Genomic DNA, 23,474 nt, shown 5'->3' with positions numbered 1-23,474 from the left:
GACTCAACGCCCTCCGAGTTTGGTCTGGATCAGTTGCGCGAAGTGGCCAACGTTCTTCAGTGATTCCAGTTCGGCGGTGCGGAACTTGATGCCGAAGCGTTGCTCGGCGGCCACGATCAGCAGCACATGGGTCTGGCTGTCCCAGCCATCGATGTCGTCGGCGGTGGTTTCGGGCGTGAGGACGATATCGTCATCGTCGAAGACGTCGTGAAAGACCTGGGTCAGCGCCTGGAGAATTTCCTTTTCGTTCATGCTTGCACCTGGATGTGATGGTTGATGGAAGCGCGCGAGGCCAGCTCGTAGCGCCAGAAACTTGCATCGGTAGCGGCGTTGGCAGGGGCGGGGCGCTGCTCGAAGCCCAGCCGCGGATAGTGCTCGGCGACCATGCCGTTGCGTTCGGTGGGGCGATATTCGCCAACCAGTGCACCCCAGCCGGCAGCTGCTGCCGCATCGGCCAGCACCTCCAGTACGGCCATCTCGACTTCACGCCCCAGCACGCGGCAGCTCATCAGCCAGCTGTCGATCAGCAGTTCGTCAGCCTCGATGGCGGCATCCGGTCGTGCCAGCACCACGCTGATCAGGCCGTTATCGCCGAACTTGTCCTCCAGCCGCAGGGCCAACGCGATGGTTTGCGGATCGCTGGCCATGCGCTCGACTTCGGCTTCGGTATAGCGGCGGGTGGTGAGATTGAACTGGTTGGTCTTGTTGATCAGCTGGGTGGCGCGGGACAGCTCAGCGGCGCCGATGCGGCTGACGCGCAGCACCATCTGCAGCCCGCGCAGGTAGCCTTCCATGTCCGTGGCCTGGTTCAGCGCGGCCTTGCGTTCGGCATTCAGCGCATAGCTGCGGCCACGTTCGGCGTCATCGGAGGTAAAGGACACGGCCTCGAAATAACCCGCGGCGGCGATGCGCGCGGGGTAATCGGCGACATCGTCGGGCAGTTCCGGTACGGCGACTTCCGGCAGCTCGCGGCGCACGATGTCGCGCTCGGCGGGGTTGTCGTCGACGAATACCAGGCTATCCAGGCCGATATCGAGCATGCCCGCGATGCGCCGCAGGTTGCCGGCCTTGTCTTCCCAGTTGGCGACGAAAGCTGCGATATCGCTGCGCTTGAGCGCCATTTCCGGATGTGCGAATGCCGCCTCGGCAACGTGCAGGTCGTTTTTGCTGCACACCGCGAGAATCACCCCGCGGCGCGCCAATTGCGCGGCATAACGCTGAAAGGCGAGAAACGCCTCGCCGCTGGGGCTGCCCTGGCCGAGCTGGATACCGTCGATGCCGTCATCACCGATCACACCGCCCCAGAGGGTGTTGTCCAGATCGAGTACCAGGCATTTGCGCGCCAGCCCGGCAGTGGCCGCTGCGATCCGTGCCAGCTGCTCGCCATAAAGCGGTGCCAGGGTCGGGCTGACCAGCTGCTTGGCCTGATGCCAGCGCACCGGCTCGCCCAGACCGTCGCCATACGCCGCTGCCTGCCAGGCCAGATCGAGCAGCAGCACGCCATCCTCGCGGGCGGCCGCGCGAATCGCCGCATTCAACCGTTCGATCACTGCCCGCGGCGAAGCCGGCACCAGTGCTTCGTAAGCGCCGAACAGGGGCGGCGCGACCGGCACCAGGGTTTGCTGCACCACCTGCGCGGCATAGCGCTCGCGGGCGCGGCGCCAGAGTAGGCGCAGTTCTTCGACGCGTTCCGCCACGGCGGCATCCACCTCGGCCTGGCCGGCCTGCAAGGGCAGTTGCAGTGGAGCGTCATGGGCGTCCAGCGCCAGCAGCACCAGTTGCGGGGCGAAGGCGTTCAGCGCCGGATCATCGGCCAGCAGCGCCTGGCGGTACATGCCATAGGGCGCCACGTGCAGCGACAGCGCCAGGCGCCGTTGCAGCCCGGCCACGCGGATGGCCGGCAGCAGGTGATCGACCGTATGCGAGGCCAGCAGCGCCACCCGCAGTGGTGTCAGGCGTGCCGCCGCGGCGTGCTGCTCGATGCCGGCAGCGGCCAGCTTGTCCAGCCGAGCGGTCAGGGTGAAATCCCGTTGAAAGCTGGCCAGCCGTGCCGCTTCGTGCAGGCGCTGCAGCGGATCTTCGATGCGTTTGGCTTGGCCGATGGCACCGGATAGATCCGGGTGTGTCGGCAGCCAGGAGAGCTGTTGCATACCTGAGACTCCTTGTCGTGGTCAGAACTGGAAGTAAAGGAACTCCGTCGGTGCCATGGAAAAGGCGATCGCCAGGGCGAAGAAACCGAGCACGCCGATCGCCATGCCGTGGATCGCCGTCGGCCGCCAGGCGCTGACCGGCAGCAACCGCTCGGTCCAATGCGGCTGGGCCTGGAAGTTGAGCGCGGTTCGGAAGTGGCCCATCCACTGCTGCACGTTGGGCATGCCCCAGACGAACACCAGCAACGCGGCGATATAGACGAAGTCGGAGCGATCCATCGCCGTGCTGGTCGGGCTCAGGCCGAGCATGCCGGCGAGGATTGCCATGGCGGCCGGCACGTCGCTGGCGCGGAAGAACACCATCGCCACCACCACGCAGCCAAAGGTCAGCGCCACAGCCGCCGCCTTGTGCCACCAGATATCGCTGTCCAGCTTGCGACCCTGACGAACCTTCCAGGCACGCCAGCCGTGAGCCACCACCAGATAGAAGCCATGCAGCAGGCCGAACACCACGAACTGCCAGCCAGCGCCGTGCCAGATGCCAGAGATGAACATGGTGAACACGGTGGGGTAGGCGACCAGCGCAAAGAAGGTGCCGGCGGTCATCTTGCCCCGCCGTGGCTGCGGCTTGCCGGCCGCCATGCGCGCGCGGGTCACCCGCAGCACGATGGGGTTGTAGATGTAGGCGGTGAGAAAGCGCGTCAGCGTCATGTGCCAGCGCGACCAGTAGTCGATGACGTTGCGCGCCTTGAACGGGCTGTTGAAGTTGGCCGGCAGGCTGATGCCGAACAGCAGCGCCAGGCCGATGGCCATGTCGCTGTAGCCGGAGAAGTCGAAGTAGATCTGCAGCGTGTAGGTCAGCGCACCGGTCCAGGCATCGTAGAACGCCGGGATGGTGCCGTCGGCAGCCAGGCTGAAGACCGGCGTGGCCTTCAGCGCGAGGGTATCGGCGATCACCACCTTCTTGAACAGGCCGAGCAGAAACACCGTGGCGCCCAGTGACAGATTGTCGATGCGGGCGCGGAAGCTGTCGCGGTCGTTGAACTGCGCAAGCATTTCACCGTGGTGGGTGATCGGCCCGGCGATCAGCTGCGGGAAGAAGCTGATGAACAGGCAGTAGTTGGCGAAGTCGTGTTCCTGCACCACGCCATCATGGGCGTCGACCAGGTAGGCGATCTGCTGGAAGGTGAAGAAGGAGATCGCCAGCGGCAGGATGATGTCTTCCACCCGCCAACCGAGATCCAGCGCCGCATCCAGCGTGCCGAGCAGGAAGCCGGTGTACTTGTAGTAGACCAGCAGCAGCACGTTGGCCGCGACCGCCAGCCCGAGCACCAGGCGGGAGGGGTGGCGGCGCAGGTAGCCACCGAGCAGATAGTTGACCAGCATGCTGCCGACCAGCAGCGGTACATAGACCGGGTTCCACCAGCCGTAGAACACCAACGAGACGACGGTCAGCCAGATTACCGCGAGCCGCTGTCGGCCCGATCCGGTCAGCACGAAAAATCCGATCAACACCACCGGAAGAAAGCCGGCGATGAATTCCACTGAATTGAAAAGCATCTTCCCTATTCCCTGCTCAGCGTACGTGCATCGCTGCTCAGGCCGCCGGCAAGGCGGGGCGAGTCATCCATGTCTACGGTCCATGTGATCCTGATGTCGAACCGGCCAGTCCTGTCTGAGCGGCGTGGCATCGTGGCCGTTACGGTGGACTCTCGCTGGGGCAATGCTGCCCTCCCTGAGCTCCTGCGGGTGGGACCGGCAGATGTAAGAAAAAGTTTCAGCGGTTGCTGACCGTTCAGTGCCGGTCAAGTCGAGGCGAAGGAGCAGCTCACGTCGCGCGGAGCTCAACGGAGAAGGGTCGAGGCGCGCCGTAGTATTCGCGGGGCTGTATCGCGAGAACGGCAGCGCCTACGAGGAGTCGCTGCTCAACATCGACAGCGGCTTACAGCAGATGATGCTTGGTGTCCTGCCTTTCAACAGCGATTGCAGTTATCAGCGAACCGATGGAATGTGCAGCCGACCAGAGTCCGCTTTTAACGATTGGAGAATCGCCTCAAGATCGGCACGCCAAGGTGTCGGCGATATCCCAAAGGTGCTCTCAAAAAGGCCACAGTCCAGTACGGACCAGGCCGGGCGCTTGGCTGGCGTTGGATATTCTTCTGTTGTGATGGGCGTCAATCGCGGAGAGCGTCCAATAATGCCGGCTCTGGATCCATGATCGAATATGGCTTGTGCAAACTCGAACCAAGAGCAATGTGACTGACCGCTGAAGTGATAGAGCCCCCATGGCAGCTTTCCGTCTGATTGATAACGCTGAGCGAGCTCAAGCAGGACCGAAGCGATACGCTCGCTACTGGTTGGGCACCCTACCTGGTCATCAACGATACGCAGCTCCTTTTCGCCTGTGAGACGCAGCATCGTGTTCAGGAAGTTGCTTCCATATGTCCCATAGACCCAGCTGGTCCTTAATATCAGGTGCTTCTCCACCTGCTGCACCTGAGCTTCTCCATCGAGTTTACTCGCACCATAGACGCTGAGGGGGGCTGTTTTATCGTGCTCCACATAAGGGCGGCTGTGCTTCCCGTCGAAAACGTAGTCGGTCGAAAGATGAAAAATTGGAATGCCTTGGCTGTTAGCGTGTAGCGCCAAGTTTCCTGCACCGTCTCGGTTAACACGATAGGCAGCTTCCACACTCGTCTCAGCAGCGTCGACGCCGGTAAACGCGGCGGCATTGACGATAAGGTCTGGCTTCACTAGCTCGATCTTCTCTAAAACCGACTGGCCGTTGCCAACATCAAGTTCGGCTTTGGACATGCCGATGATGCTCCACCCATATTCGGCGCCTTGTTCGACTAGGTTGCGTCCAATCTGACCGTTGCAACCGGTGACTAATATCTTCACTTTCAGGGCTCTTGAGAGATGACTCATGATTTATGTGAGTTGAGATAAGCGATGGTTCAAGCCCTTAACATCAGATCGTAGCTCTGCGTTTCCCAGCTACGCCTAATCCGAATGAAAACAACGCAATATGGAGATCTAAACTCGTTAGCCACAAAGTATGCAGGAGGCCGTTGCATTGATAATGCGGACCCGATGAGACAGGTAACGAGTGAGGTGAGAGGGACGGCTATCCATCGCCAGAGACTCCATGAGGTGACCCATGATCAGACGCTCGGTGCATGGTCCTGGTTCCCGCGAGACGGTGCTTGAACTGCGAAGCTGTTCTCGGCGCTATCGAAGATGCGGGGGGGGGGGGGTAGGCGCTATAGCGAATCGGTGGTCGCATTTAGTAATGCCGAGCGACTACCTGGTTTCCGTATCAGTGCAGCTCCTTTTGAAGGCTGAATCGGACACCTGCTTGACCGAAGCGGTCGCTCGCTGGGCGGCAGCTTTCGGCTGTGGACTCAACCGGTGAACGCAACACACTGAACCCTGCGTAATCAGGAGGCAAGCAAGCGAGCGCAGCGGTAATCAGTATTTTCATCTTGAGTCTTATGAGGCTGTGAAGTTGGCTCCATGGTAGCGAGTGGGCGCTTGGAATACCTCACGAAAGCGATAAGGTGTGCACCGGGTCAAACAGGGAGTTTGACGGGTTGTCGAGGCAAGGAACGTGGCGATTATCTATCTGGACCGAGCCGGAGAGGTTGACTCCTCCAAGGCTGTGGACTACAAACGCTCTAGGCCTGCTGTCGTTGACAGCACCTGCCCAGGTAGCCAAGACCTTCAAGGCTACGTCACGAAAGTGATGGTCACCCAGAGTGCGCCAAGCATCCGGAAGCGCGCACAGTCACGCGATGTGATGGATGCATGTTCGTCTAACCAACCCGATCGGGGGATACCCCTCCCGATCATGGGCATGGTGTCTCCACGATCTTGGAGATCCTATGTCTCGTAAATACTTCACCTCCGAGCAGGCCCATGTCCTGACTCTTCCTGTTGTTCTAACCGAAAAGGCATGGCGCGAGGCCGTTCATATCGAACAGCCGAAGAGTCTGACCGAGGTTGCGCAACGTCTTGCTTACACACTCAAAGCCGCCTGGCATGCCTTCATGGATGACCCTGTTGCTGAGAGAGCTGAGTTCGGTATCAACCGGTTTCCTCCGAGTGGCGATCGAAGTCACAAGAGGTTTCTGGCCCTGAAAGCCGAGCGCAAGCGTATTCCTGAGAGCGATAGCTGGAACCTTGTTATTTCCTTGAAGTTCGAGGAAACCGGGCAAACATACGGCTAACCCCTTACCCAAGCTACTAACCACTGCGTGGAGACTTCCCACGCTGGGGGTCTCCATGCCTTAGGAGGCTCTCAATGATCACCATCCCCGGCCAGCTGGCCATTCGCACCATTGTTGGCCGCAACGGCGATTTCAACGTCGGAAGGTTGACCACATCGATCGGTGAGTTCGTCGTAAAGGACCCGCAGCTCGATCAGTACAGAGAGGGGAAGTACGACGGACAGTTCGTCGTTACAGAGATCAAACCCTCGAGCTACTCCCACAGGGGGCGCTTCGTGATGGAAGTCCGAGCGCATCTGGGAGGCATGACACTGGATGATCTGGACACACTGACACAAGAGGACACCGATGCTCTCGATGACCGGGAGCGCGATCCGATTGAAGATGATGTCCAGCAAGCAGCGTCCACGCCAACCGGCACTTCTGTCACCAAACCCAAACCCGCCGTCCAAGACGATATGGCTCCGTTCGGGATGGATAAACCAATCGACAAGCCCGCCGACACTCCATCTGCTTCTGCCGATGAAGTGCTGTTTGGGACGCTCTGGCCTTTGGGACCAGTAGTGAAGATCGATCCCACCGTTGGCCGTCAGCTGATTCGGGATCAAAGCAAACGATTGGGTGAGTTGGGCTACGAGCTTGATTTCCGGTCGCAACAATGGTCGTTGAAGGAAGATGCGGAGGCTGTGGAAACCGTATGAGTCAGCAAACCTACACGCGGATCCCAACTGCCGAAATCCTGCAGGCCACTGGTGTGCTTCGTGAGGTCGGTTTTGACCACGAGGCCGACAAATTCCGGGAATCGCTGTTCGACAGGGACCTATTGCCAGAGGCCATTCGGGCTTTGGAGCAACGGGTTAAAGCGGCCAACTCCGACGAAAGCGCTTTTGCTAAAGAAGCAGCCTTCAGGACGTACCAACGCATGCTTCATATCACACAGCCGCGCTAGCGCGGTTCACTCCCTTGCCGGGTTCAACGCCCGGCAGGGGGAAGGACTCGGCCCGTAATGAGGATTTACCTATGGGCTGGCTCTACTACGCACCAAGCAAAGAGGCTTTGATCCAGGATCTTCTGGATGACTGCGAAAGCGAGAAGCTGAAGCGGCGGTCATTGGACTCGTTTCTGGTCCAGGAAGGAGACCAGTTGGTGTTGTGGTCTGTGGCAGAAATTACAGCCAAAGACGACAGCACAGCGGGGCTCAAGACTGGTCAGGTACTCAAGCTCATCTGTTGCGATCTTCTTGATCGTTCAGGCTCGACCTGGGGTGTGAAACGCCTCGATGAAGCTATGGGGCCGTATTACTACAGCTGTCCGTTGCGCTTCTTGGACATGGCCGACCAGTTATCTCCCTTGTGGAGGAAGGCGGTCTTGAAGTGCCACTTAGCCAACAAGCTGCAGGCTGCATTCCTTACCGCATAGACGCATAGCCCGTTCCCGGGCTTTCACTCAACCCACATGGGCGACCGCCCAAGTGGGAGGGCGCCCTTTCGTTTCACAGGAAGGATCATGCCCAACCTCTACACACTGGACGAATGTCCGGATCTCTACCTCGATGCGTGTGTCTGCGACGAGCAACGTGGCCTGGTGTTCATGTCTGCATGGGGGCGTGATACCGCCGTGCAGGAGTTCCTGGCCAGATTGACGTTGGGAGCTGCAGAAGGCGGTATTGAGCATTTTCATGTGGTCCACGAACACCGATCGATACCGGTGTTCGTGGGCAACGTGGACATGCTTGAGAAGCGGACTACTCGCACCTACCGGCGAACGCTATTCGGGAGCCTTGTTCACCTATGGATTTTCGACAAACGAGCGGCGCAGCCTGATCTGGCGAACCACTCGGCCATCGCACTTCTTCCTCCTGGCGAAGCCATGAGTGAGAACGTGGTTTGGCCACTGGTTCGTGAGACATGCCCGTTGCCACTGCTTGAGCATTGGCAACGCCCTGTGCTCGATCTGCTGATGGAACAGCAAATGCTCGTGCCCTTGCCGGCGGCCCTCGGGCCAGTCAAAGCATGGCGGTTGAATCTCAAACTTGACCTTCTGGAAGCCGCTCTCGGCGACCTTATCCGAAACGGAATCCTCACCACCAGCGCACAGCGGGCATAGCCCGCTGCGCTTTTCTATACCCCGAATCAGGAGGTTCACATGGGACTCATGTTTCCACGTCTGGCGCGCAACTTTGCCAAGAACGGGTACTACCCAACTGACGAAGCGACCCTGGAGCGTGCCATAAGCGCGCTCGCACCCTCTGCAGGATCGATGAGGATCATCGATCCGTGCGCAGGGGAGGGTGTTGCTATAGCAGAGGCTGCACACGCGCTAGGCCGGGAAGACGTTCAGGTCTATGCGGTCGAATATGACCGTGAGCGGGCAGAGCACACCAGAACCTTGGTGGACCATGCACTGCAGAGCGATCTCTTCGACACACTCATCTCCAGGCAGTCGTTCGGCTTGCTCTGGTTCAACCCACCCTATGGTGACCTTGTAGCCGATCACAGCGGTTCCTCGCAGTACCAAGGCAAGGGCCGTCGCCGGCTGGAGAAAGCGTTTTACCAGCGATGCATCCACTACCTGCAGTACGGCGGTGTGATGGTTTGCATAGTCCCGAACAGCTGTCTGGATCAGGAGTTTTCAGGATGGTTGTGCAATCACTTCTCCGAGTTGCGGATCTTCAAAGCTCCGGAGCAGCAGTTTCGTCAGGTTGTTATTTTCGGCATCCGAACCAAACGCAAGGATCAGGACCGGACCGTTCCCCATGGGGAGCTCAAGGACCACTTTCTTGCGATCGGGACCGGAGAGAAAGAGCCAGACGAGTTGCCTCTTGAGTGGACACTGGAGCCGTACACAGTGCCAGCAGCAACAGGAGAGGTAGAGCACTTCTACCGCGTGACTTTGGAGCCTGAGCAGTTCCTCGAGGAGACCAAGCGGCTATCTGGGCTCTGGTCCGACTTCGGGTTGCACTTTCATCACGTAGGGACGCAACCGCGCCCTCCAGTTCGAGCGTTGTCTTCCTGGCACTTGGCTTTGGCCTTGGCCGCGGGGGCTATCTCTGGAGTTGTCACCTCCAAGACCGGCAAGGTGCTGGTTTTGAAGGGAAACACCCACAAGGAGAAAACGCGGAAAACTGAGTTCACCGAAAACGAGGACGGCTCTCTCAGCGAGGTTCGGATTCTGACTGACCGCTTTGTACCGGTGATTCTGGCTTGGGATCTCACTCCTGGTTCAGAGCACCTGGGCAAGATCATGCGGATCAGTTCGTCGCCTGCAGTAGAGGCGGATCCACAAGCACCGGAATCAAGTCCTGAGGACGAGGTTCAGGCGCTGAGGCTCGCAGCAGAGTCCGCCAGGTTCCCCACCGGGCATCTGGTGTTCACCTGCGGTGTTCAGGCAGCCGTCGCTGAAGGGCTATTCAATCCTGCCACCTACATACGCCGGCATTTCGCCGGAGACTGGGGTGAGTTGGACGAATCAGACCGTCGCATGAACGAGGCTGCATTGCACAACGGAGATCGCTTGTTCTCCTCCTATGACATCGACGCCGGCTCTGAAACGCGGCTTTGGATCATCACTGAGGCGGACAGGAGCGTCACCACGCTGTTGTTCCCGTCCGAGTACTAACCGACGCAGCAATTCGCTGCAAACCACCCCTGTGGGCCTCTGCAAAGCCCGTAGGGGCCGCGCATGCCCATTTACTGAGGAAATAGACATGCGTAACGACCATTGCTCCAACGGCGCGCGCTCCGGTGACGCCGATCTGCACACCATCATTGCTGCGCTGCGCTACTGGCAGCAGCAGGGAATGTGCGACCCAGTGAACCGCTCTGACTGCATGCATGAGCTCGCCACCAACGGTGGCGAGGTTTTGTCATCGCTCGATGATGAGTCTCTCGATGAGCTCGTGGTGAGTCTGAACTTCGGCACCGTGCTATTGGTGCGCGAGGAAGAAAGCCAAGCAACCGCCGTGTCTGGCCACTGATCGTCCGAGGAGAAAACACCATGAACGACCTTACCAGCGCCTCGCTTTCGATCGACCTCAACGACTTTGTCGGAGAGTTTGGCGAAGAGTTGCTTGATTCACTCAACCGATCCAACCCTCCGGTTTATGCCGGCGTCACGGATCACAAACGGGCGGCTGTGATGGCCTCCCTCAAACGGCAGGCATTTCCGGCGCAAGCGGACGTGGTGCAAGCCATTGCCGCTTTGTTGCTGGATCGTGGAGAGCAAGCAGGCGTGATCAACGCAGAAATGGGGACGGGTAAGACGATGATGGCCATCGCGGTAGCCGCAGTGCTTTACCGAGAGGGCTATCGCCGGTCTTTAATCGTCTCGCCTCCACACCTGGTCTACAAATGGCGTCGGGAGATCCTTGAAACCGTTCCTGATGCCCGTGTCTGGGTTTTGAACGGCCCCGATACTCTCACCAAGCTGTTGAAACTGCGCGAGCAGCTGGGCTGTGCTGATGATGGAAAACAGGAGTTTTTCATCCTCGGCCGGGTTCGCATGCGTATGGGCTTCCACTGGAAACCCGTCTGTCTTGCCAAGAAGGTAAAAGGCCTGGCAGTCGCGCAATGTCCTCGCTGTTTCACCAAACTCACGGATGATGAGGGCAACTATCGGACCGTTGAGCAGATCCAGCTCGATGAGCGTCGACAGAACTGTCCGCACTGCGGCGAGCGGCTGTGGACGCTGATGCGTCCAGGGAAGCCGGAAGGTAGCAGCCGGCGTTCTGTGATTCTCAAGTCCATGTGTCGCATACCAACGATTGGCCCTGTGAAGGCTGAGCAGCTGGTAGGTCAGTTCGGAGAGGAGTTTCTCGCCTCAATGCTGGCCGACAACGTCCACGAGTTCATCAATCTGATGGATCGCGACGGCAACTTCGTCTTCAGCGACAAGCAGGCGAAGCGCATGGAGCGGGCAATGGCAAACATCGAGTTCGGCCTGGGCGAGGGCGGTTACCAACCGACCGAGTTCATCAAGCGGTATCTGCCGGACCACACGTTCGATCTGTTGATCGTGGATGAGGGCCATGAGTACAAGAATGCTGGCACCGCACAAGGCCAAGCGATGGGAGTCCTGGCAGCAAAAGCGCGCAAGACGTTGCTGCTGACGGGCACCCTGATGGGAGGCTATGCCGATGATCTGTTCTACCTGCTGTTCAGGATCCTTTCGAGGCGAATGATTGAGGACGGGTATCGGCCCAATGAGCGGGGAAGTCTGGCGCCGGCGGCGATGGCGTTCATGCGAGAGCATGGGGTGCTAAAGGACATTTACACCGAGAAGGACTCGCGGTCGCACAAAACTGCTCGTGGGAAAGCTGTGAGTGTGAGGTCTGTAAAAGCGCCAGGGTTTGGGCCGAAAGGGATTTTGAGGTACGTGCTGCCATTCACTGTATTCCTGAAGCTCAAGGACATCGGTGGAAACGTGCTGCCACCCTACGATGAGGAGTTCGTAGAGGTGGATATGGATGATGAGCAAGCTGCGGCATACGCCCGGTTGGCTGCAACCCTGACAGCTGAACTGAGACAGGCACTGGCTCGTAGGGACACAACGCTTCTAGGGGTTGTGTTGAACGTCCTATTGGCATGGCCCGACTGTTGTTTCCGGGCCGAAACAGTGAAGCATCCTCGCTCCAAGGCGCTGTTAGCATTTGTGCCAACGATCTTTCCTGATGCAGAGCTGATGCCCAAGGAGCGAAAGCTGCTTGAACTCTGTCGAGAGGAAAAAGCCAAGGGGCGCAGGGTCCTGGCCTACTCGGTCTACACGGGGACGCGTGACACGACCTCGCGATTGAAGGCCATCCTGGAACAGGGCGGCTTGAAGGTCGCAGTGTTGCGCGCTTCTGTCGACACGGCCCGCCGTGAAGACTGGATCCTCGATCAAGTGGATAAAGGCGTTGACGTGTTGATCACGAATCCCGAGCTGGTAAAGACGGGTTTGGATCTTCTGGACTTCCCAACCATTTGCTTCATGCAAACAGGCTGGAACGTCTACACGCTACAGCAGGCTGCGCGTCGGTCTTGGCGGATCGGACAAAAGCAGGCGGTACGGGTGGTGTTTCTGGGCTACGCCAAAACATCGCAGATCGCTTGCCTGGAGCTGATGGCCAAGAAGATCGCAGTATCGCAATCCACATCTGGTGACGTGCCTGAGTCTGGGCTCGATTCGCTGAACCAGGATGGTGATTCGGTTGAGATGGCGTTGGCCAGGCAGCTCGTCGCTTGTTGAATCACTTTAAACGCTAGCCCCCGCAAGGGGGCTTTTTTTCATCTGTCGAAAGGACTTGTGCGAGCCTAAGAGTAGGCAATGCGCTAAGGTCGAGATTTGTGCAAACCGTATGGCAAAAGAAAACGTGATGGACGATCTACTAAGCAGGTTACGGATCGCCGCTAGGCGATACCGCGACGCCAACCCCGAGCGCCAAGGGGGCATTGTGCTGGTTTTTCAGGGCAAGGTTTACGGCTGGAAAAACTGCTTGCGAGATGCGGGGCACGAGCAGCCTGGCGCGTATGCAGTGGACGAAGACGGTCACGTTTTCATCGCAGAAGGCGGCAATGAGTACGACGGAGCCAAATGCTGGGTCGCTGTCGGCACCTCAAACTGATCGAGGATAACGGCACCGCTCTAGCCCCGCATCGGCCTGGGCTGTAGGAGAGGAGCGATCTCCACCTCACTGAATCGAGGACTTGGTATGCAGCACAAAGGCGATTTGATCGTCAACGATCAGCAAGAAACCACCGGCCAAATTACCGGGACAACCTATGTCAAAGCTGGTGGGCTACTGATTGCCCGTGGCCAGCTTGCTGGCGGGCTGATTATTGAAGAGGGCGGTAAGGCGGTAGTCCATGGGCAGGTGTCTCGTAATGTCGTGAACCATGGAATGCTTGAACTGTTAGGGCAGGTTTCGGGGAAGGTCATTGGCAATGCTCCCGTTAACCAGGTGAAGCCGGAACAAATTGTCGGAGCGGATCTACAGGTCCCATTCCGAGGACGAACAGTCTCCTGGACCTCTACCTGATGAACAAGGAAAACTCCATGAAAGACCCTGAGGAGAGGTTTCTATGAGCAATGCGGTAAGCGACGCCTTCGCCAGAATGCAGATTAAGATTGCCGGTTTTGCTGGTGGAAAAAAGGGAGTGGCAGCGGCGCGGTATCAACAGCTATGCGGCGAAATCGCAGGCCTCCGGGATAGCGGGGAGATAACCGACCAACAATATCAAGATCTGCTGGCTGAACTCGAAAACGCCTACCAACAGGTAAACGCAGCACCAGACGTTACAGAAACGCGTCGGCAGAAAAATGAATCAGGTAGTAGCTTTGAACCGTAGGGGTAGGTTTAGGCGCCTTGCTAGCACCAGACCGGGCTATGGCCCGGTAATTACTAGCTCAACTCAAACCTCAAATGGTGGTGAGGGCTGGCACCAACCTCATCAAGTCCATGCGGCCCATCATCCGTCCGTAATCCTCGGCCCACTGGCAGTAGTTCTGGAAATCGCCGTCTATCAAATCCGTCAGAGCTTTCTGGTGGTAAACGAGGCCGGTCATCATCGGGATATGTCGGCGGACGACTGTACCCGGCTTGCCGGTGTAGAAAACCGCATCTTCAAATGATAGCGGTTTGCCTGCGTCCGCAGCCTTACGGTGTTGCGATGCCAAGATCGTAGCGTCGATAACCGAGCCGTTCTCCAGCGTGATCCATGCATGCGCATTGATTGGCTTGCCGGCGGGGCGACCCTCGATAGAATCGAGCTGATAGCCCTCCAGCACGTCCCGCAGCAGCTGCTCTGAGCTCACATTCACATATAACCCGTCATTCAACTCAACATCGCCTACGGTAACGGTATGTCTGATCCTGGGGTTTGGGGAGCAGTGGAACCAAAAACCAACGTAAGGCTTAGCTAGAGTTCACCGCTGCCGAAAATAGGGGCGGTTATCCAGACTTTGTTTTACTGAACGACTTTTCTGCACTGCTTTTCATGCGTTTGGACGGCCTGGCGTCAGTGCCTGCCAGGGTTCGACAAAAGGATGGTTTTCCCGAACTAACCAGACGCCACAAGGGTTTGCGGGCAGGCGCTGGGCTTAAGTGCACTTTCTGTTCCGTTGCTCCCCAAACCCCAAACACCAGCAGCCCCGCACTTGGGGCATGGCTCGGGTGCTTTGGTTAAACGACATTCGATGACGGCGCGCTCTGCACAAAGATGTTGTCCAGTGGCAGTCAGGCCGAGGTTATTCAGTTGGCAAAAGCTGGAAAGATCAGGGCTAGAAAAGGTAAGATTGTTCACGTCGGGGGCTTAGTTTTTGTTGGTGTGAGAGCTTACATTTTCTAAGATCCTCGACTCCTTTTCCAGCCGGTCAGATTTTTTCTACACCCTTAAATGCGAAGAGCCCCTATTGTGTTCCTGATGATTGGCAGCTTGCTCTACATGGCACTCGGGTCGATCCGCGAGGCAGCGCTGGTGTTCCTCTGCGTGCCCCTGGCACTGGTCGGAGGCGTACTGGCACTGCTGGTGCGCGGCATTCCGTTCTCGGTGACGGCAGCCGTGGGCTTCATCGCGGTTTCCGGTGTTGCCACGCTCAACGGTCTGGTCCTGATGCAGGCCATCCGCGAGCGGCTCGAGGCTGGAGATGCGCCATTGGAAGCGGCGACCACCGGCGCCGCCAACCGTCTGCGCGCCGTGCTCACGACGGCGCTGGTGGCCATCGTCGGCTTCATTCCAATGGCGATCGCGGTCGGTGCCGGCGCCGAAGTGCAGAAGCCGCTGGCCACCGTCGTCATCGGCGGGTTGATCACGGCGACAGTGCTGACGCTGCTGGTGCTGCCCACCTTCGCGGCGCGGGCCATCGCGCATCGTCCGAAGCGGCACGCGACATGACCCCGAATCTGGCCCGGCAAAGGAGTGTTCTGCGGCAGGTCTTGTTATGGAACCTCGCGCTGTTCGCAGGACTGGGGGTGGCAGGCTGGGTGGCCGATTCCAGCGCGCTGCTCGCCAATGCCCTCGACAACGGTTCGGATGCGGCCGTCTATCTGCTGAGCTACCTTGCCCTCGAGCGCCGCCCCACCTGGAAGCGGGGAGCGGCGAACGTGTCGGGGGTCCTTCTGTTGATCTTCGCGGGTATGGTGCTGGCGGACGTGGTCCGGCGATGGATGTATGGGGCCGAGCCGCTCGGCCCCGTCATGATCGGACTGGCGCTCGTCGCCGGAGCCATCAATCTGTGGTGCCTGGTGCTGCTGCGCCGCCTCCGTTCCGACGACGTGAACATGAAGGCGGCCGAGACCTTTAGCTTCAACGACTTCATTTCGAATGGCGGCGTGGTCGTGGCCGGGGTACTGGTGCTCTGGCTCGGGTCGTCCTGGCCGGACCTGGTGGCAGGTGCCTTGATTGCTGCTGTCGCGTTCAAAGGCGGCATCGAGATCCTGCAGAGCGTCCGCGAGAACAAGCGATCCGATGGATAGAGTTCGGCCATGCCGCCGTGGCCTGCCGACGGGTCTATGCACAAGACGCTTGCGCAGGCGCGACACCAGCGCTCGAATCGTGGGAGAACAACAATGACCGGAAAGCTCCGCATCGACCTGCAGATCCTGCTACCGCAGGTGCCGGACGAGTCCGACGCCTGCGTCAGGCGGCTGATTCACGACCTGGAAAGCCGCGATGGCATTGTGCAGGTGCACTTGCGCGCGGGATCGGACGGCACGCCGACGCAGTTGTGCGTCCACCATGACCCGGACGTCGTGCCACTCGCCCGCATCCGCGAGATGGTCGAGCGTGCCGGCGCGGCGATCAGCGAACGCTACGGTCATGCTCTGTGGGAGGTGAAGGGCATTGGCCACCAGCGTCGTGCGCGCACCGTCGCCGAGCAGCTCAGGTCGCTTGGGGGCGTACTCGAAGCCGAGGCCAGCGCGGCGGGCATCGTCCATGTCGAGTTCGACCGCCGTGAGGTGTCCGAATCGCGCATCCTGAACGTGCTAGCCAGCATGCAGGTTGTCCCGGTAAAGACTCTGAATGACGATCAACATGCACATGGAGAAGATGAGGCGCGCCACGTCCACCGTGAGGGCGACGACCATTTGCATGGCACCGGTGGGGAGTCGCACGCACATGCGGGGCTGCTGGGGCCGAACACGGAGATGATCTTCTCGCTGGTATGCGGCAGCTTGCTCCTCGCTGGCTTCCTGATGGACAAGTCCTTTGCCGGCGCGCCTGCCTGGCTGCCGTTAGTCTGTTACGTGGCGGCATACTTCTTCGGCGGCTTCTATACGCTCCGTGAGGCGATCGACAACCTGCGCCTGAAGCGCTTCGAGATCGACACGTTGATGCTGGTGGCCGCAGCCGGTGCCGCGGCGATCGGGTCGTGGGCCGAAGGCGCGTTGTTACTGTTCCTGTTCAGCTTGGGCCACGCCCTCGAACACTATGCGATGGGCCGGGCGAAGCGCGCCATCGAGGCCTTGTCTGAGCTCGCCCCGGCCACCGCGACCGTACGACGCGACGGCCGGATACAGGAGATCGCAGTTGAAGAACTGGTTGTCGGCGATGTCGTCCTGATCAAGCCGAACGAACGCCTGTCCGCCGACGGCTTTCTCGTACTCGGTACCTCCAGCGTGAACCAGGCACCGGTGACAGGCGAAAGCATCCCGGTTGACAAGCGGCCCGTGGACGACCCCTCGACCGCGCGCACACGGCCGGATAGCGTCGATGCCGCCTCACGGGTGTTCGCCGGGACCATCAATGGCAGCGGCGCAATCGAGGTCGAGGTCACGCGCAAGTCCACCGATTCGGCCTTGGCGCGAGTGGTCCAGATGGTCAGCGAGGCCGAAACGCGCAAGTCGCCGACCCAGCGCTTCACCGACCGGTTCGAGCGCATCTTCGTACCTGCGGTGCTTGTGTTGGCCTTCCTGCTGCTCTTCGCGTGGGTGGTCGTCGACGAACCCTTCCGGGACAGCTTCTACCGCGCGATGGCGGTGCTGGTGGCCGCCAGTCCCTGCGCGCTGGCCATCGCCACGCCCAGCGCGGTGCTGTCAGGCATTGCCCGCGCGGCCCGCGGTGGCGTGCTGATCAAGGGCGGCGCGCCTTTGGAAGAACTCGGTTCGCTAAGCGCGATGGCCTTCGACAAGACGGGCACCCTGACCGAAGGGCGTCCACGCATCACCGATGTCATTCCCGTTGACGGAGTAACGGAAGAGGAACTGCTCACCGTTGCGACCGCAGTCGAGTCGCTCAGCGACCATCCATTGGCGGCAGCGATCGCCCGGGATGGCCGCGAGCGGCTGGGTCGGCGCGAGATCCCGGCCGCAAACGGGCTCGAGAATCTGATCGGACGCGGCGTCACTGCCACCTTCGACAACGAGACGGTCTGGATTGGCAAGGCCGAGATGTTCGGCGCCGACGGCGTCGCTCCGCTGGGGGAATCGGCGGCTGCCGCCATCGCACAACTTCGCGCTGCAGGGCGCACCTCGATGGTCGTCAGGCAAGGGGCGCGCGATCTCGGCGCCATCGGCCTGCTCGATACCGCGCGGGCCGGTGCGCCTGAAGCGCTGAAGGCACTGCGTGAACTCGGCATCACCCGCATGATCATGATCTCCGGCGACCACCAACGGGTCGCCGAGGCGATCGCCTCGGAAGTCGGCCTTGATGAAGCCTGGGGCGACCTGATGCCCGAGGACAAGGTTGAGGCCATACGCAAGCTGCGCGCGCAGGACAAGGTCGCGATGGTGGGTGACGGCGTCAACGACGCGCCGGCGATGGCCAGCGCCACGGTCGGCATCGCGATGGGCGCCGCGGGTTCGGATGTCGCACTGGAGACCGCGGATGTCGCGCTGATGGCCGATGACCTCCGCCACCTGCCATTTGCGGTGGACTTGAGCCGTCACACGCGCAAGGTGATCCGTCAGAACGTGTTCGTCAGCCTGAGCATTGTCGCCTTCCTCGTGCCCGCAACGATTTTGGGCTTGGGGATCGGACCAGCAGTCGCTATTCACGAAGGATCCACCTTGCTCGTGGTTTTCAATGCGCTGCGGCTGTTGGCGTACCGAACCCACGTTGGCTAGACGCGGCAGGGCTCATGAAGAGAGCCTGCGCGCCCTTGACCGCTTTTGCTTCTCGTCAGCACGCTGCCGGCCATGATTCTGACAAACGGAAAATGCAGCGCTTACCGAGCGCTAGCACGCGGCGGCACATTCCAGTTTCGTACTGAATGCCCCCCCTGGTGCAGGCCTCAGGCGGCTGACACGGGATAAACCACTATTATCCCGCTTCAAAATACGGTCAAATTATTGCCCGTTCCGTAACTTGATTGGTATGTAATTTCGTGGTATGTAATACATTACGAAATAGTCGGAGAGCGCGATGGCACGCGGCGGCCTGTACAATGGGTGCCCGCAGAATTCGGAAAAAATCGTACGCTAAGCCGCGCCATGTGCTTGCGCGCGAGCGCTCTCAAGAGGATGGTCCCTCGTACTTCCGAAAAGCGCGCCAAAGCACAACGTCATAGACGACCTTGAGTAGGCCGCAGGCCACCAGCGGCGCCGCCAGCCAGCCGGCGGCGAATAGGGCGCCGCCAATGGCGGGGCTCGCTATGGCATTGAGGCGCTTTACCGCACCGCCGTAGTTGTTTTCCCAGTGGCTGACGATCAGCTTCTCGGACAGGCCGGTGAGTTTGGCCGGATCGCATGAAAGAGGTTTCAGTTCGTAAGGCATCTTGGCTTCCTCAGCAAGGTGGATCGGAAACGGCGCGACGAAGGCTGACTCGATCAGGTTCAGCCTTGGTTCGGAAATACCAGCCACCCCGCCAATCCCGCCGCGAGGATCACGACGACGACGTTGAGCTTGTTCTTCCAGGCATAAAGGAATGCCAAGCCTGCGGCGAAAATCGACATGCCCACCGTCAACGATGGGACACGTTCAGCAGTGACCTGCGCCAAGTCGATGGTGGTTGCGCCGATCAGGCCGACTACCCCAGCCGCGACGCCGTCCAGAAAGGCGTGCAGCCGTTTGTTCTCCACGACCGCCTCCAGCCGGTCGTAGAAAATCAGCGAGAACGCAAAGGCCGGAAGAAAGACACCCACCGTCATGGCCACCGCCCCGATCGGCCCCCCCGCCACATAGCCGACGAACGTGGCGAAGATGATGAGGGGTGCCGGTAGCACACCGGACAGCGCCAGGCCGTCCAGGAACTGCCCATCCGTCATCCATCCGCGCCCGACGGCGTCGTTGCGAACGAACGGAATCGCTGTGTAGGCGCCGCCGAAGGTGAGCAAGCCGGCCTTCAGGCCCGACGCGAAGATGAGCAGCACCGAGGCCTGGCCCTGAACGACCGCTTCCACAAGCTTCGCTGTCGGTGCAGCCCACAAAGCCACGGCCGCGGCCAGCGCCACCGCCGCCAGTGTCACCAAGAGCGCTGAGGCCCGATGATTCAGCACGAGCAGGGCGTACACAAGGCCGCCCGCCGGCAGGGTGATCCAGAAGTCGACACGACCTATGGCTGCCAGCGCGCAAACGATGGCAATGACCCACAACCAGCGATCAAGCAGGATGTGCTCGCCGATACGGTGCACGGCGCGCACGATCAGGGCGATCACAGCCGCCTGCACGCCAAGGAACGCCGCGCCCAGCGCGGTACCCACGAATTCAATCTGGAAGTACAACCAGGACAGCGCGAACATCAGCAAGAATCCGGGAAGCATGAAACCGAGTCCCGCCAGCACGCCCCCCAGCCGCCCCTTTGCTCGGATGCCCAAATGAACGCATATTTCATGCGCTTCGGGTCCGGGCAGCACCTGCATCACCGCAAGCAGCTTGTTGAAGCGTTTGCTGGAGATCCAGCGTTCCTCGTCCACGAGCTCGCGGCGCAACATGCCGATCTGAGCCACAGGCCCGCCCCATGCGAGCAAGCCGAACTTGAGGAAGCGCGCGAAGAGCTGTGGGTAGCTCATGGGTGGAGGGACGGCTTCAGTCGTGGCATCCGTCGCCTTGCTCGGGCGATACGACTCTTCATTCGCAACGCTCATAGATCTTCTCCTTGTAGTTCAACAGTAACCAGTCAAATACGGAAGTTGGCCAACAAGCCGTCGAATACGGCCGAAGCCTGCGGCCAGCAGCAGGTCGTCTTGGGTGATGTCCCAGAAAGACGGACGGGCCGGGCGTGGTTGCGCGGCGGTCTGAGGACTGGTCGGGGCGTTCACGTTGTTTTGTCCTCGTAACTCTTCAATAGCCAATCAAAAATTTCGCACGCGCGGGCAAGCAGCGCGTCGTCATCGGGTTCCGATGCGCGCAAGCCGGCGAGCAGCGATTCGATGCCCAGCGCTTCTGCTACCGGCAGCCCGCCCAAATCCAGGCAATGCACGAGCTTGCCCAGGCGTACCAGTGCAGGGGCGGAATCAAGTCCGAAACTCGCCAGCAGCGTCTCGAAGGTGACCTTGGTGCCCACATGACTGAAGGCGGCGCCGTCGAAATCGAAGCCGAGCCAGCCATTGCGGCAGTCGGAGGGACTCGCCAGCCAGACGATGCGCGCGCTCGGGTCGATGAACCGCCGGATCAGCCAGGCCGAAGCGAGTCGGTCCACCCACGGGCGCGCCCGCGTGGCCCAGGTCCGACCCTGATAGTCGGCGCGGTTCAGCCGCGGAATATCCGTCTGCCGGGCGGTCGGCTCGTCGGGAGACATACGGCGGGTGATCGCGTCGCGCAGGTCGTCCAGCAGGCTCAAGGTCTGCCGCTGCGCCTCGCCGGGGAAGAAGTCGATGCGGTTCACCTGCTCGAAGCGGCGCACGAGCGGCTGGAGCTTGCGCATGGCATCGGCGCCGTCCGGGGATGCCAGGTTACGCCCGAGCGCTTTGATCTCCTCGGCGATGCTGGCGTACTCCTCGCCCCGGTCGAACAGGGCGCGTAGCGCGGCCTTCTGAGCTTCGTCACACCCCGACAGTCGATAGACCTGGCCGCTGCCCCCGACTTCCACCGCCTGCGCCGCCACTTCGCCCAGCGTCGCCGCACTGTCCGCCGAGTCGGGCAGCAGATAGACCCCGTCGCGCAGCGTTGCGCAGCCCTGCGCTTTGACAGAACGCCAGACGCGCATGCGGCCGGTCGATGCCTTGGTGGGCAGGCTGACGAATAGGGCAAGAAAGCTCAAGCACGGGCTCCTTCGTCAAAAAGATGATTAATGTTACAAATACTACAATAAGTTATATCTAATACACAACTCATGTCGGAGCGTCAATTTAAGGCACACCTCAACTGGGCGTCAGTCGGCTCACTGGCATCGCGTCAGACTAGGGCCGCTTTCTGCATTATCTGACGCCTAAACGTCAAACTCTATGGCCTCAACCTGACAGGCCGCATGCTTAGCGTACGATTTTGTCCGTTTTCTCTACCGTCCCCTTAAAGGAAGGAAAGCGGCGGTACCAGGCCTCCTGAACCGGCTTATCAGTGATGCTGGTTCAGCCATTTCGCAGTGCGAAATGCTCGGTCAGGGCCAAATGGTCCGTTGATATGCCTCGACACTCATTTCGCAGTGCGAAATGCCATTAAAGGAAGGAAAGCGGCGGTACCAGGCCTCCTGAACCGGCTTATCAGTGATGCTGGGGCGATCTGCACCGCGAAATGCCTAGAATCGGCCAATCAAGCACGATTTCGCACTACGAAATGATATGCCTGCGGAAACGCCGGACAACCCAGATAGTGCATAAGACCGGAAGGCTTCCACGATGAATGATCTGATTACAGCGACCGAGAACTCGCATGAGCGCCGCCTGACGGCGGCGCAATTCCAAAGATTGGCTGAAGTGCCAGCAGCAGCTGAGTGGTTCGCCAACCTGGACAACCCGCGCACACGCCGCGCATACCAGGGCGACATAGAAGATTTCTGCAGCTTCCTTGGCATCCAGTCGCCTGAGCAGTTTCGTGTTGTCACCCGCGCCCATGTGCTCGCCTGGCGCAGCCAGCTTGAACAGCGCGGCCTATCCGGTGCCACCATTCGCCGCAAGCTGGCCGCACTGGCCAGTCTTTACGATCACCTGCTGGATTCCAACGCCGTCTCGGTCGGTAACCCGGTGCATGGTGTGAAACGCCCGAAGATCGAAACCAACGAAGGCAAGACGCCGGCTCTGGGTGATCACCAAGCAAAGGCGCTGCTCGATGCGCCTGATCCGGCCACCCTGCAGGGCCTACGTGATCGCGCCGTGCTAGCCGTGTTGCTCTACCACGGCCTGCGCCGTGAGGAAGCGGCCAGACTGTCCGTGCAGGACATGCAGGAGCGTCGAGGTATTAAGCATCTCCGTGTGCATGGCAAGGGCGGCAAGCTGCGCTACCTACCGATGCATCCAGTTGCCCTGGAGCGGATTCATGCCTACCTGGAGGCGTCCGGTCACCACCTGGAGCAGGCAGCAGCCCCCTTGTTTATGCCGCTGCGCGGCAAGGCTACCGGGGCCGGTTTAAGCGCGGACGGCATCTATGCATTGGTGGGTCGCTACGCCAAAGCAGCCGGCATCGAGGTCGCCGGCCTGGGAGTCCATGGTTTGCGAGCGACAGCGGCCACCAACGCCCTGGAGCACGAGGCCGACATTGCCAAGGTCCAGCAGTGGCTGGGCCACGCGAATATCAGCACCACGAAAATCTATGATCGGCGCAACTCGCGACCGGAAGACTCGCCAACATTCAAAGTCCGCTACTGAGGTGACCAATGATCGAGCTTGAAACCGCAGCCATCGCTGCACTACTGCTGCTCGCAGATATGGTCTGCAGTGGAATAGCCGCGTGGCGCGGAAATCCCCAACTCAGCGTGATTTCCGGTAGTGCCACCAGCGCAGGAGCCACGCTGGTTGTCGGCTCCCTAATCCTGCCTATAACTGCATCGGCCATCATCGCTGCAGCTGTGGCCTTCTTGTTGCCGCTGACCGAAAACTGACCCAGTAGAGGCTGTTCTGCCGACTGAAAACTGACCCAGGTGTTCAACTGCTTCTGCTCAATTTTTGAGCAGGAGAACACAGGGTGATCAGTATGGAAATGATGGGCAAAATCCGCCGGATGTATTTCCGCGACAAGCTGTCGCTGCATGAGATAGCCAAGCGCACCGGGTTGGCGCGCAACACGATTCGCAAGTGGGTCAGAGCACC

Annotated in this window: 24 protein-coding genes and 1 pseudogene; 16 read left to right on the top strand and 9 right to left on the bottom strand. The window is 60.0% G+C overall.

The features are described 5' to 3' along the window. Positions 1–3: 3 nt before the first annotated feature. The 4 genes from IEG05_RS20550 to rfbD all read right to left on the bottom strand — a co-directional run bounded on the left by IEG05_RS20550 (position 4) and on the right by rfbD (position 5,051). Positions 4–252, bottom strand: a complete 249-nt coding sequence (locus IEG05_RS20550) for an acyl carrier protein (RefSeq protein WP_015277638.1) — start codon at positions 250–252, stop codon at positions 4–6. Continuing rightward, the gene (locus tag IEG05_RS20545; protein WP_191122650.1) at positions 249–2,150 is read right to left on the bottom strand and encodes an HAD-IIIC family phosphatase; all 1,902 of its coding nucleotides are present in this window, start codon (positions 2,148–2,150) and stop codon (positions 249–251) included. The genes IEG05_RS20550 and IEG05_RS20545 overlap by 4 nt, the downstream gene beginning before the upstream one ends. Before the next feature lie 21 nt (positions 2,151–2,171). Then, the gene (locus IEG05_RS20540; protein ID WP_191122649.1) at positions 2,172–3,710 is read right to left on the bottom strand and encodes an MBOAT family O-acyltransferase; all 1,539 of its coding nucleotides are present in this window, start codon (positions 3,708–3,710) and stop codon (positions 2,172–2,174) included. 432 nt (positions 3,711–4,142) lie between these two features. Next, complete coding sequence (rfbD, locus tag IEG05_RS20535) at positions 4,143–5,051, bottom strand: dTDP-4-dehydrorhamnose reductase (protein WP_191122648.1); 909 nt, start codon at positions 5,049–5,051, stop codon at positions 4,143–4,145. Between the two features lie 983 nt (positions 5,052–6,034). Here rfbD and IEG05_RS20530 point away from each other — a divergent pair. From IEG05_RS20530 to IEG05_RS20480, 11 genes are all read left to right on the top strand, one after another. Continuing rightward, positions 6,035–6,379 (top strand): hypothetical protein, encoded by a 345-nt coding sequence (locus tag IEG05_RS20530; RefSeq protein WP_191122647.1) that lies wholly within the window; start codon positions 6,035–6,037, stop codon positions 6,377–6,379. Positions 6,380–6,453: 74 nt separating this feature from the next. Further along, on the top strand, positions 6,454–7,080 hold the full coding sequence (locus IEG05_RS20525; RefSeq protein WP_191122646.1) for a DUF3275 family protein: 627 nt from the start codon (positions 6,454–6,456) through the stop codon (positions 7,078–7,080). Beyond that, the gene (locus IEG05_RS20520) at positions 7,077–7,328 is read left to right on the top strand and encodes a hypothetical protein (RefSeq protein ID WP_191122645.1); all 252 of its coding nucleotides are present in this window, start codon (positions 7,077–7,079) and stop codon (positions 7,326–7,328) included. The genes IEG05_RS20525 and IEG05_RS20520 overlap by 4 nt, the downstream gene beginning before the upstream one ends. Before the next feature lie 71 nt (positions 7,329–7,399). Then, positions 7,400–7,798: a hypothetical protein gene (locus IEG05_RS20515; protein WP_191122644.1), complete on the top strand. Its 399-nt coding sequence runs from the start codon at positions 7,400–7,402 to the stop codon at positions 7,796–7,798. Positions 7,799–7,885: 87 nt separating this feature from the next. After that, positions 7,886–8,485 carry a hypothetical protein gene (locus tag IEG05_RS20510; protein ID WP_191122643.1) on the top strand — a complete coding sequence of 200 codons (600 nt, stop codon included), beginning with the start codon at positions 7,886–7,888 and terminating at the stop codon, positions 8,483–8,485. A gap of 39 nt (positions 8,486–8,524) precedes the next feature. Then, entirely contained in the window at positions 8,525–9,997 is a 1,473-nt protein-coding gene (locus IEG05_RS20505) for a DUF6094 domain-containing protein (RefSeq protein ID WP_041015680.1), read from the top strand. An 88-nt stretch (positions 9,998–10,085) separates the two neighbouring features. Further along, a complete protein-coding gene (locus IEG05_RS20500; protein ID WP_191122642.1) occupies positions 10,086–10,355 on the top strand; it encodes a hypothetical protein in 270 nt (89 codons plus the stop codon). 20 nt (positions 10,356–10,375) lie between these two features. Continuing rightward, positions 10,376–12,604: a DEAD/DEAH box helicase gene (locus IEG05_RS20495; protein WP_191122641.1), complete on the top strand. Its 2,229-nt coding sequence runs from the start codon at positions 10,376–10,378 to the stop codon at positions 12,602–12,604. 127 nt (positions 12,605–12,731) lie between these two features. Continuing rightward, complete coding sequence (locus IEG05_RS20490; RefSeq protein WP_041015683.1) at positions 12,732–12,980, top strand: hypothetical protein; 249 nt, start codon at positions 12,732–12,734, stop codon at positions 12,978–12,980. An 87-nt stretch (positions 12,981–13,067) separates the two neighbouring features. Beyond that, a complete protein-coding gene (locus IEG05_RS20485; RefSeq protein ID WP_191122640.1) occupies positions 13,068–13,394 on the top strand; it encodes a hypothetical protein in 327 nt (108 codons plus the stop codon). Between the two features lie 43 nt (positions 13,395–13,437). Continuing rightward, the gene (locus tag IEG05_RS20480) at positions 13,438–13,704 is read left to right on the top strand and encodes a hypothetical protein (protein ID WP_191122639.1); all 267 of its coding nucleotides are present in this window, start codon (positions 13,438–13,440) and stop codon (positions 13,702–13,704) included. A gap of 70 nt (positions 13,705–13,774) precedes the next feature. Here the strand turns inward: IEG05_RS20480 and IEG05_RS20475 are convergent, their stop codons facing one another. Together IEG05_RS20475 and IEG05_RS23580 are read right to left on the bottom strand one after the other, a co-directional pair. Beyond that, entirely contained in the window at positions 13,775–14,194 is a 420-nt protein-coding gene (locus tag IEG05_RS20475; RefSeq protein WP_191122638.1) for a hypothetical protein, read from the bottom strand. Positions 14,195–14,493: 299 nt separating this feature from the next. Then, positions 14,494–14,658: pseudogene (locus tag IEG05_RS23580) on the bottom strand (ISL3 family transposase); the annotation flags it as partial. A 111-nt stretch (positions 14,659–14,769) separates the two neighbouring features. Between IEG05_RS23580 and IEG05_RS20465 the strand changes: the two are divergent. From IEG05_RS20465 to IEG05_RS20455, 3 genes are all read left to right on the top strand, one after another. Next, positions 14,770–15,249: an efflux RND transporter permease subunit gene (locus tag IEG05_RS20465; protein ID WP_303699388.1), complete on the top strand. Its 480-nt coding sequence runs from the start codon at positions 14,770–14,772 to the stop codon at positions 15,247–15,249. Beyond that, a complete protein-coding gene (locus tag IEG05_RS20460; protein WP_191122637.1) occupies positions 15,246–15,830 on the top strand; it encodes a cation efflux transmembrane domain-containing protein in 585 nt (194 codons plus the stop codon). The genes IEG05_RS20465 and IEG05_RS20460 overlap by 4 nt, the downstream gene beginning before the upstream one ends. Before the next feature lie 93 nt (positions 15,831–15,923). Then, complete coding sequence (locus IEG05_RS20455) at positions 15,924–18,419, top strand: heavy metal translocating P-type ATPase (RefSeq protein ID WP_191122636.1); 2,496 nt, start codon at positions 15,924–15,926, stop codon at positions 18,417–18,419. 388 nt (positions 18,420–18,807) lie between these two features. Here IEG05_RS20455 and IEG05_RS20450 read toward each other — a convergent pair whose 3' ends face one another. The 3 genes from IEG05_RS20450 to IEG05_RS20440 form a co-directional block, all read right to left on the bottom strand. Next, positions 18,808–19,155 carry a chromate resistance protein gene (locus tag IEG05_RS20450; RefSeq protein ID WP_223656445.1) on the bottom strand — a complete coding sequence of 116 codons (348 nt, stop codon included), beginning with the start codon at positions 19,153–19,155 and terminating at the stop codon, positions 18,808–18,810. After that, complete coding sequence (gene chrA, locus IEG05_RS20445; RefSeq protein ID WP_133424882.1) at positions 19,128–20,378, bottom strand: chromate resistance efflux protein ChrA; 1,251 nt, start codon at positions 20,376–20,378, stop codon at positions 19,128–19,130. Before chrA ends, IEG05_RS20450 begins: the two co-directional genes overlap by 28 nt. Before the next feature lie 170 nt (positions 20,379–20,548). Further along, positions 20,549–21,493 carry a chromate resistance protein ChrB domain-containing protein gene (locus IEG05_RS20440; RefSeq protein ID WP_003117271.1) on the bottom strand — a complete coding sequence of 315 codons (945 nt, stop codon included), beginning with the start codon at positions 21,491–21,493 and terminating at the stop codon, positions 20,549–20,551. Between the two features lie 574 nt (positions 21,494–22,067). Here IEG05_RS20440 and IEG05_RS20435 point away from each other — a divergent pair. After that, positions 22,068–23,033 carry a tyrosine-type recombinase/integrase gene (locus tag IEG05_RS20435; RefSeq protein ID WP_046618154.1) on the top strand — a complete coding sequence of 322 codons (966 nt, stop codon included), beginning with the start codon at positions 22,068–22,070 and terminating at the stop codon, positions 23,031–23,033. Positions 23,034–23,041: 8 nt separating this feature from the next. After that, entirely contained in the window at positions 23,042–23,266 is a 225-nt protein-coding gene (locus IEG05_RS23405) for a hypothetical protein (protein WP_224742927.1), read from the top strand. Positions 23,267–23,474: the final 208 nt, after the last annotated feature.

Source organism: Stutzerimonas kunmingensis (assembly GCF_014764705.1).
In the GTDB taxonomy this organism is placed as follows: Bacteria; Pseudomonadota; Gammaproteobacteria; order Pseudomonadales; family Pseudomonadaceae; genus Stutzerimonas.
This window is presented reverse-complemented; position numbering and strand designations above follow the sequence as displayed.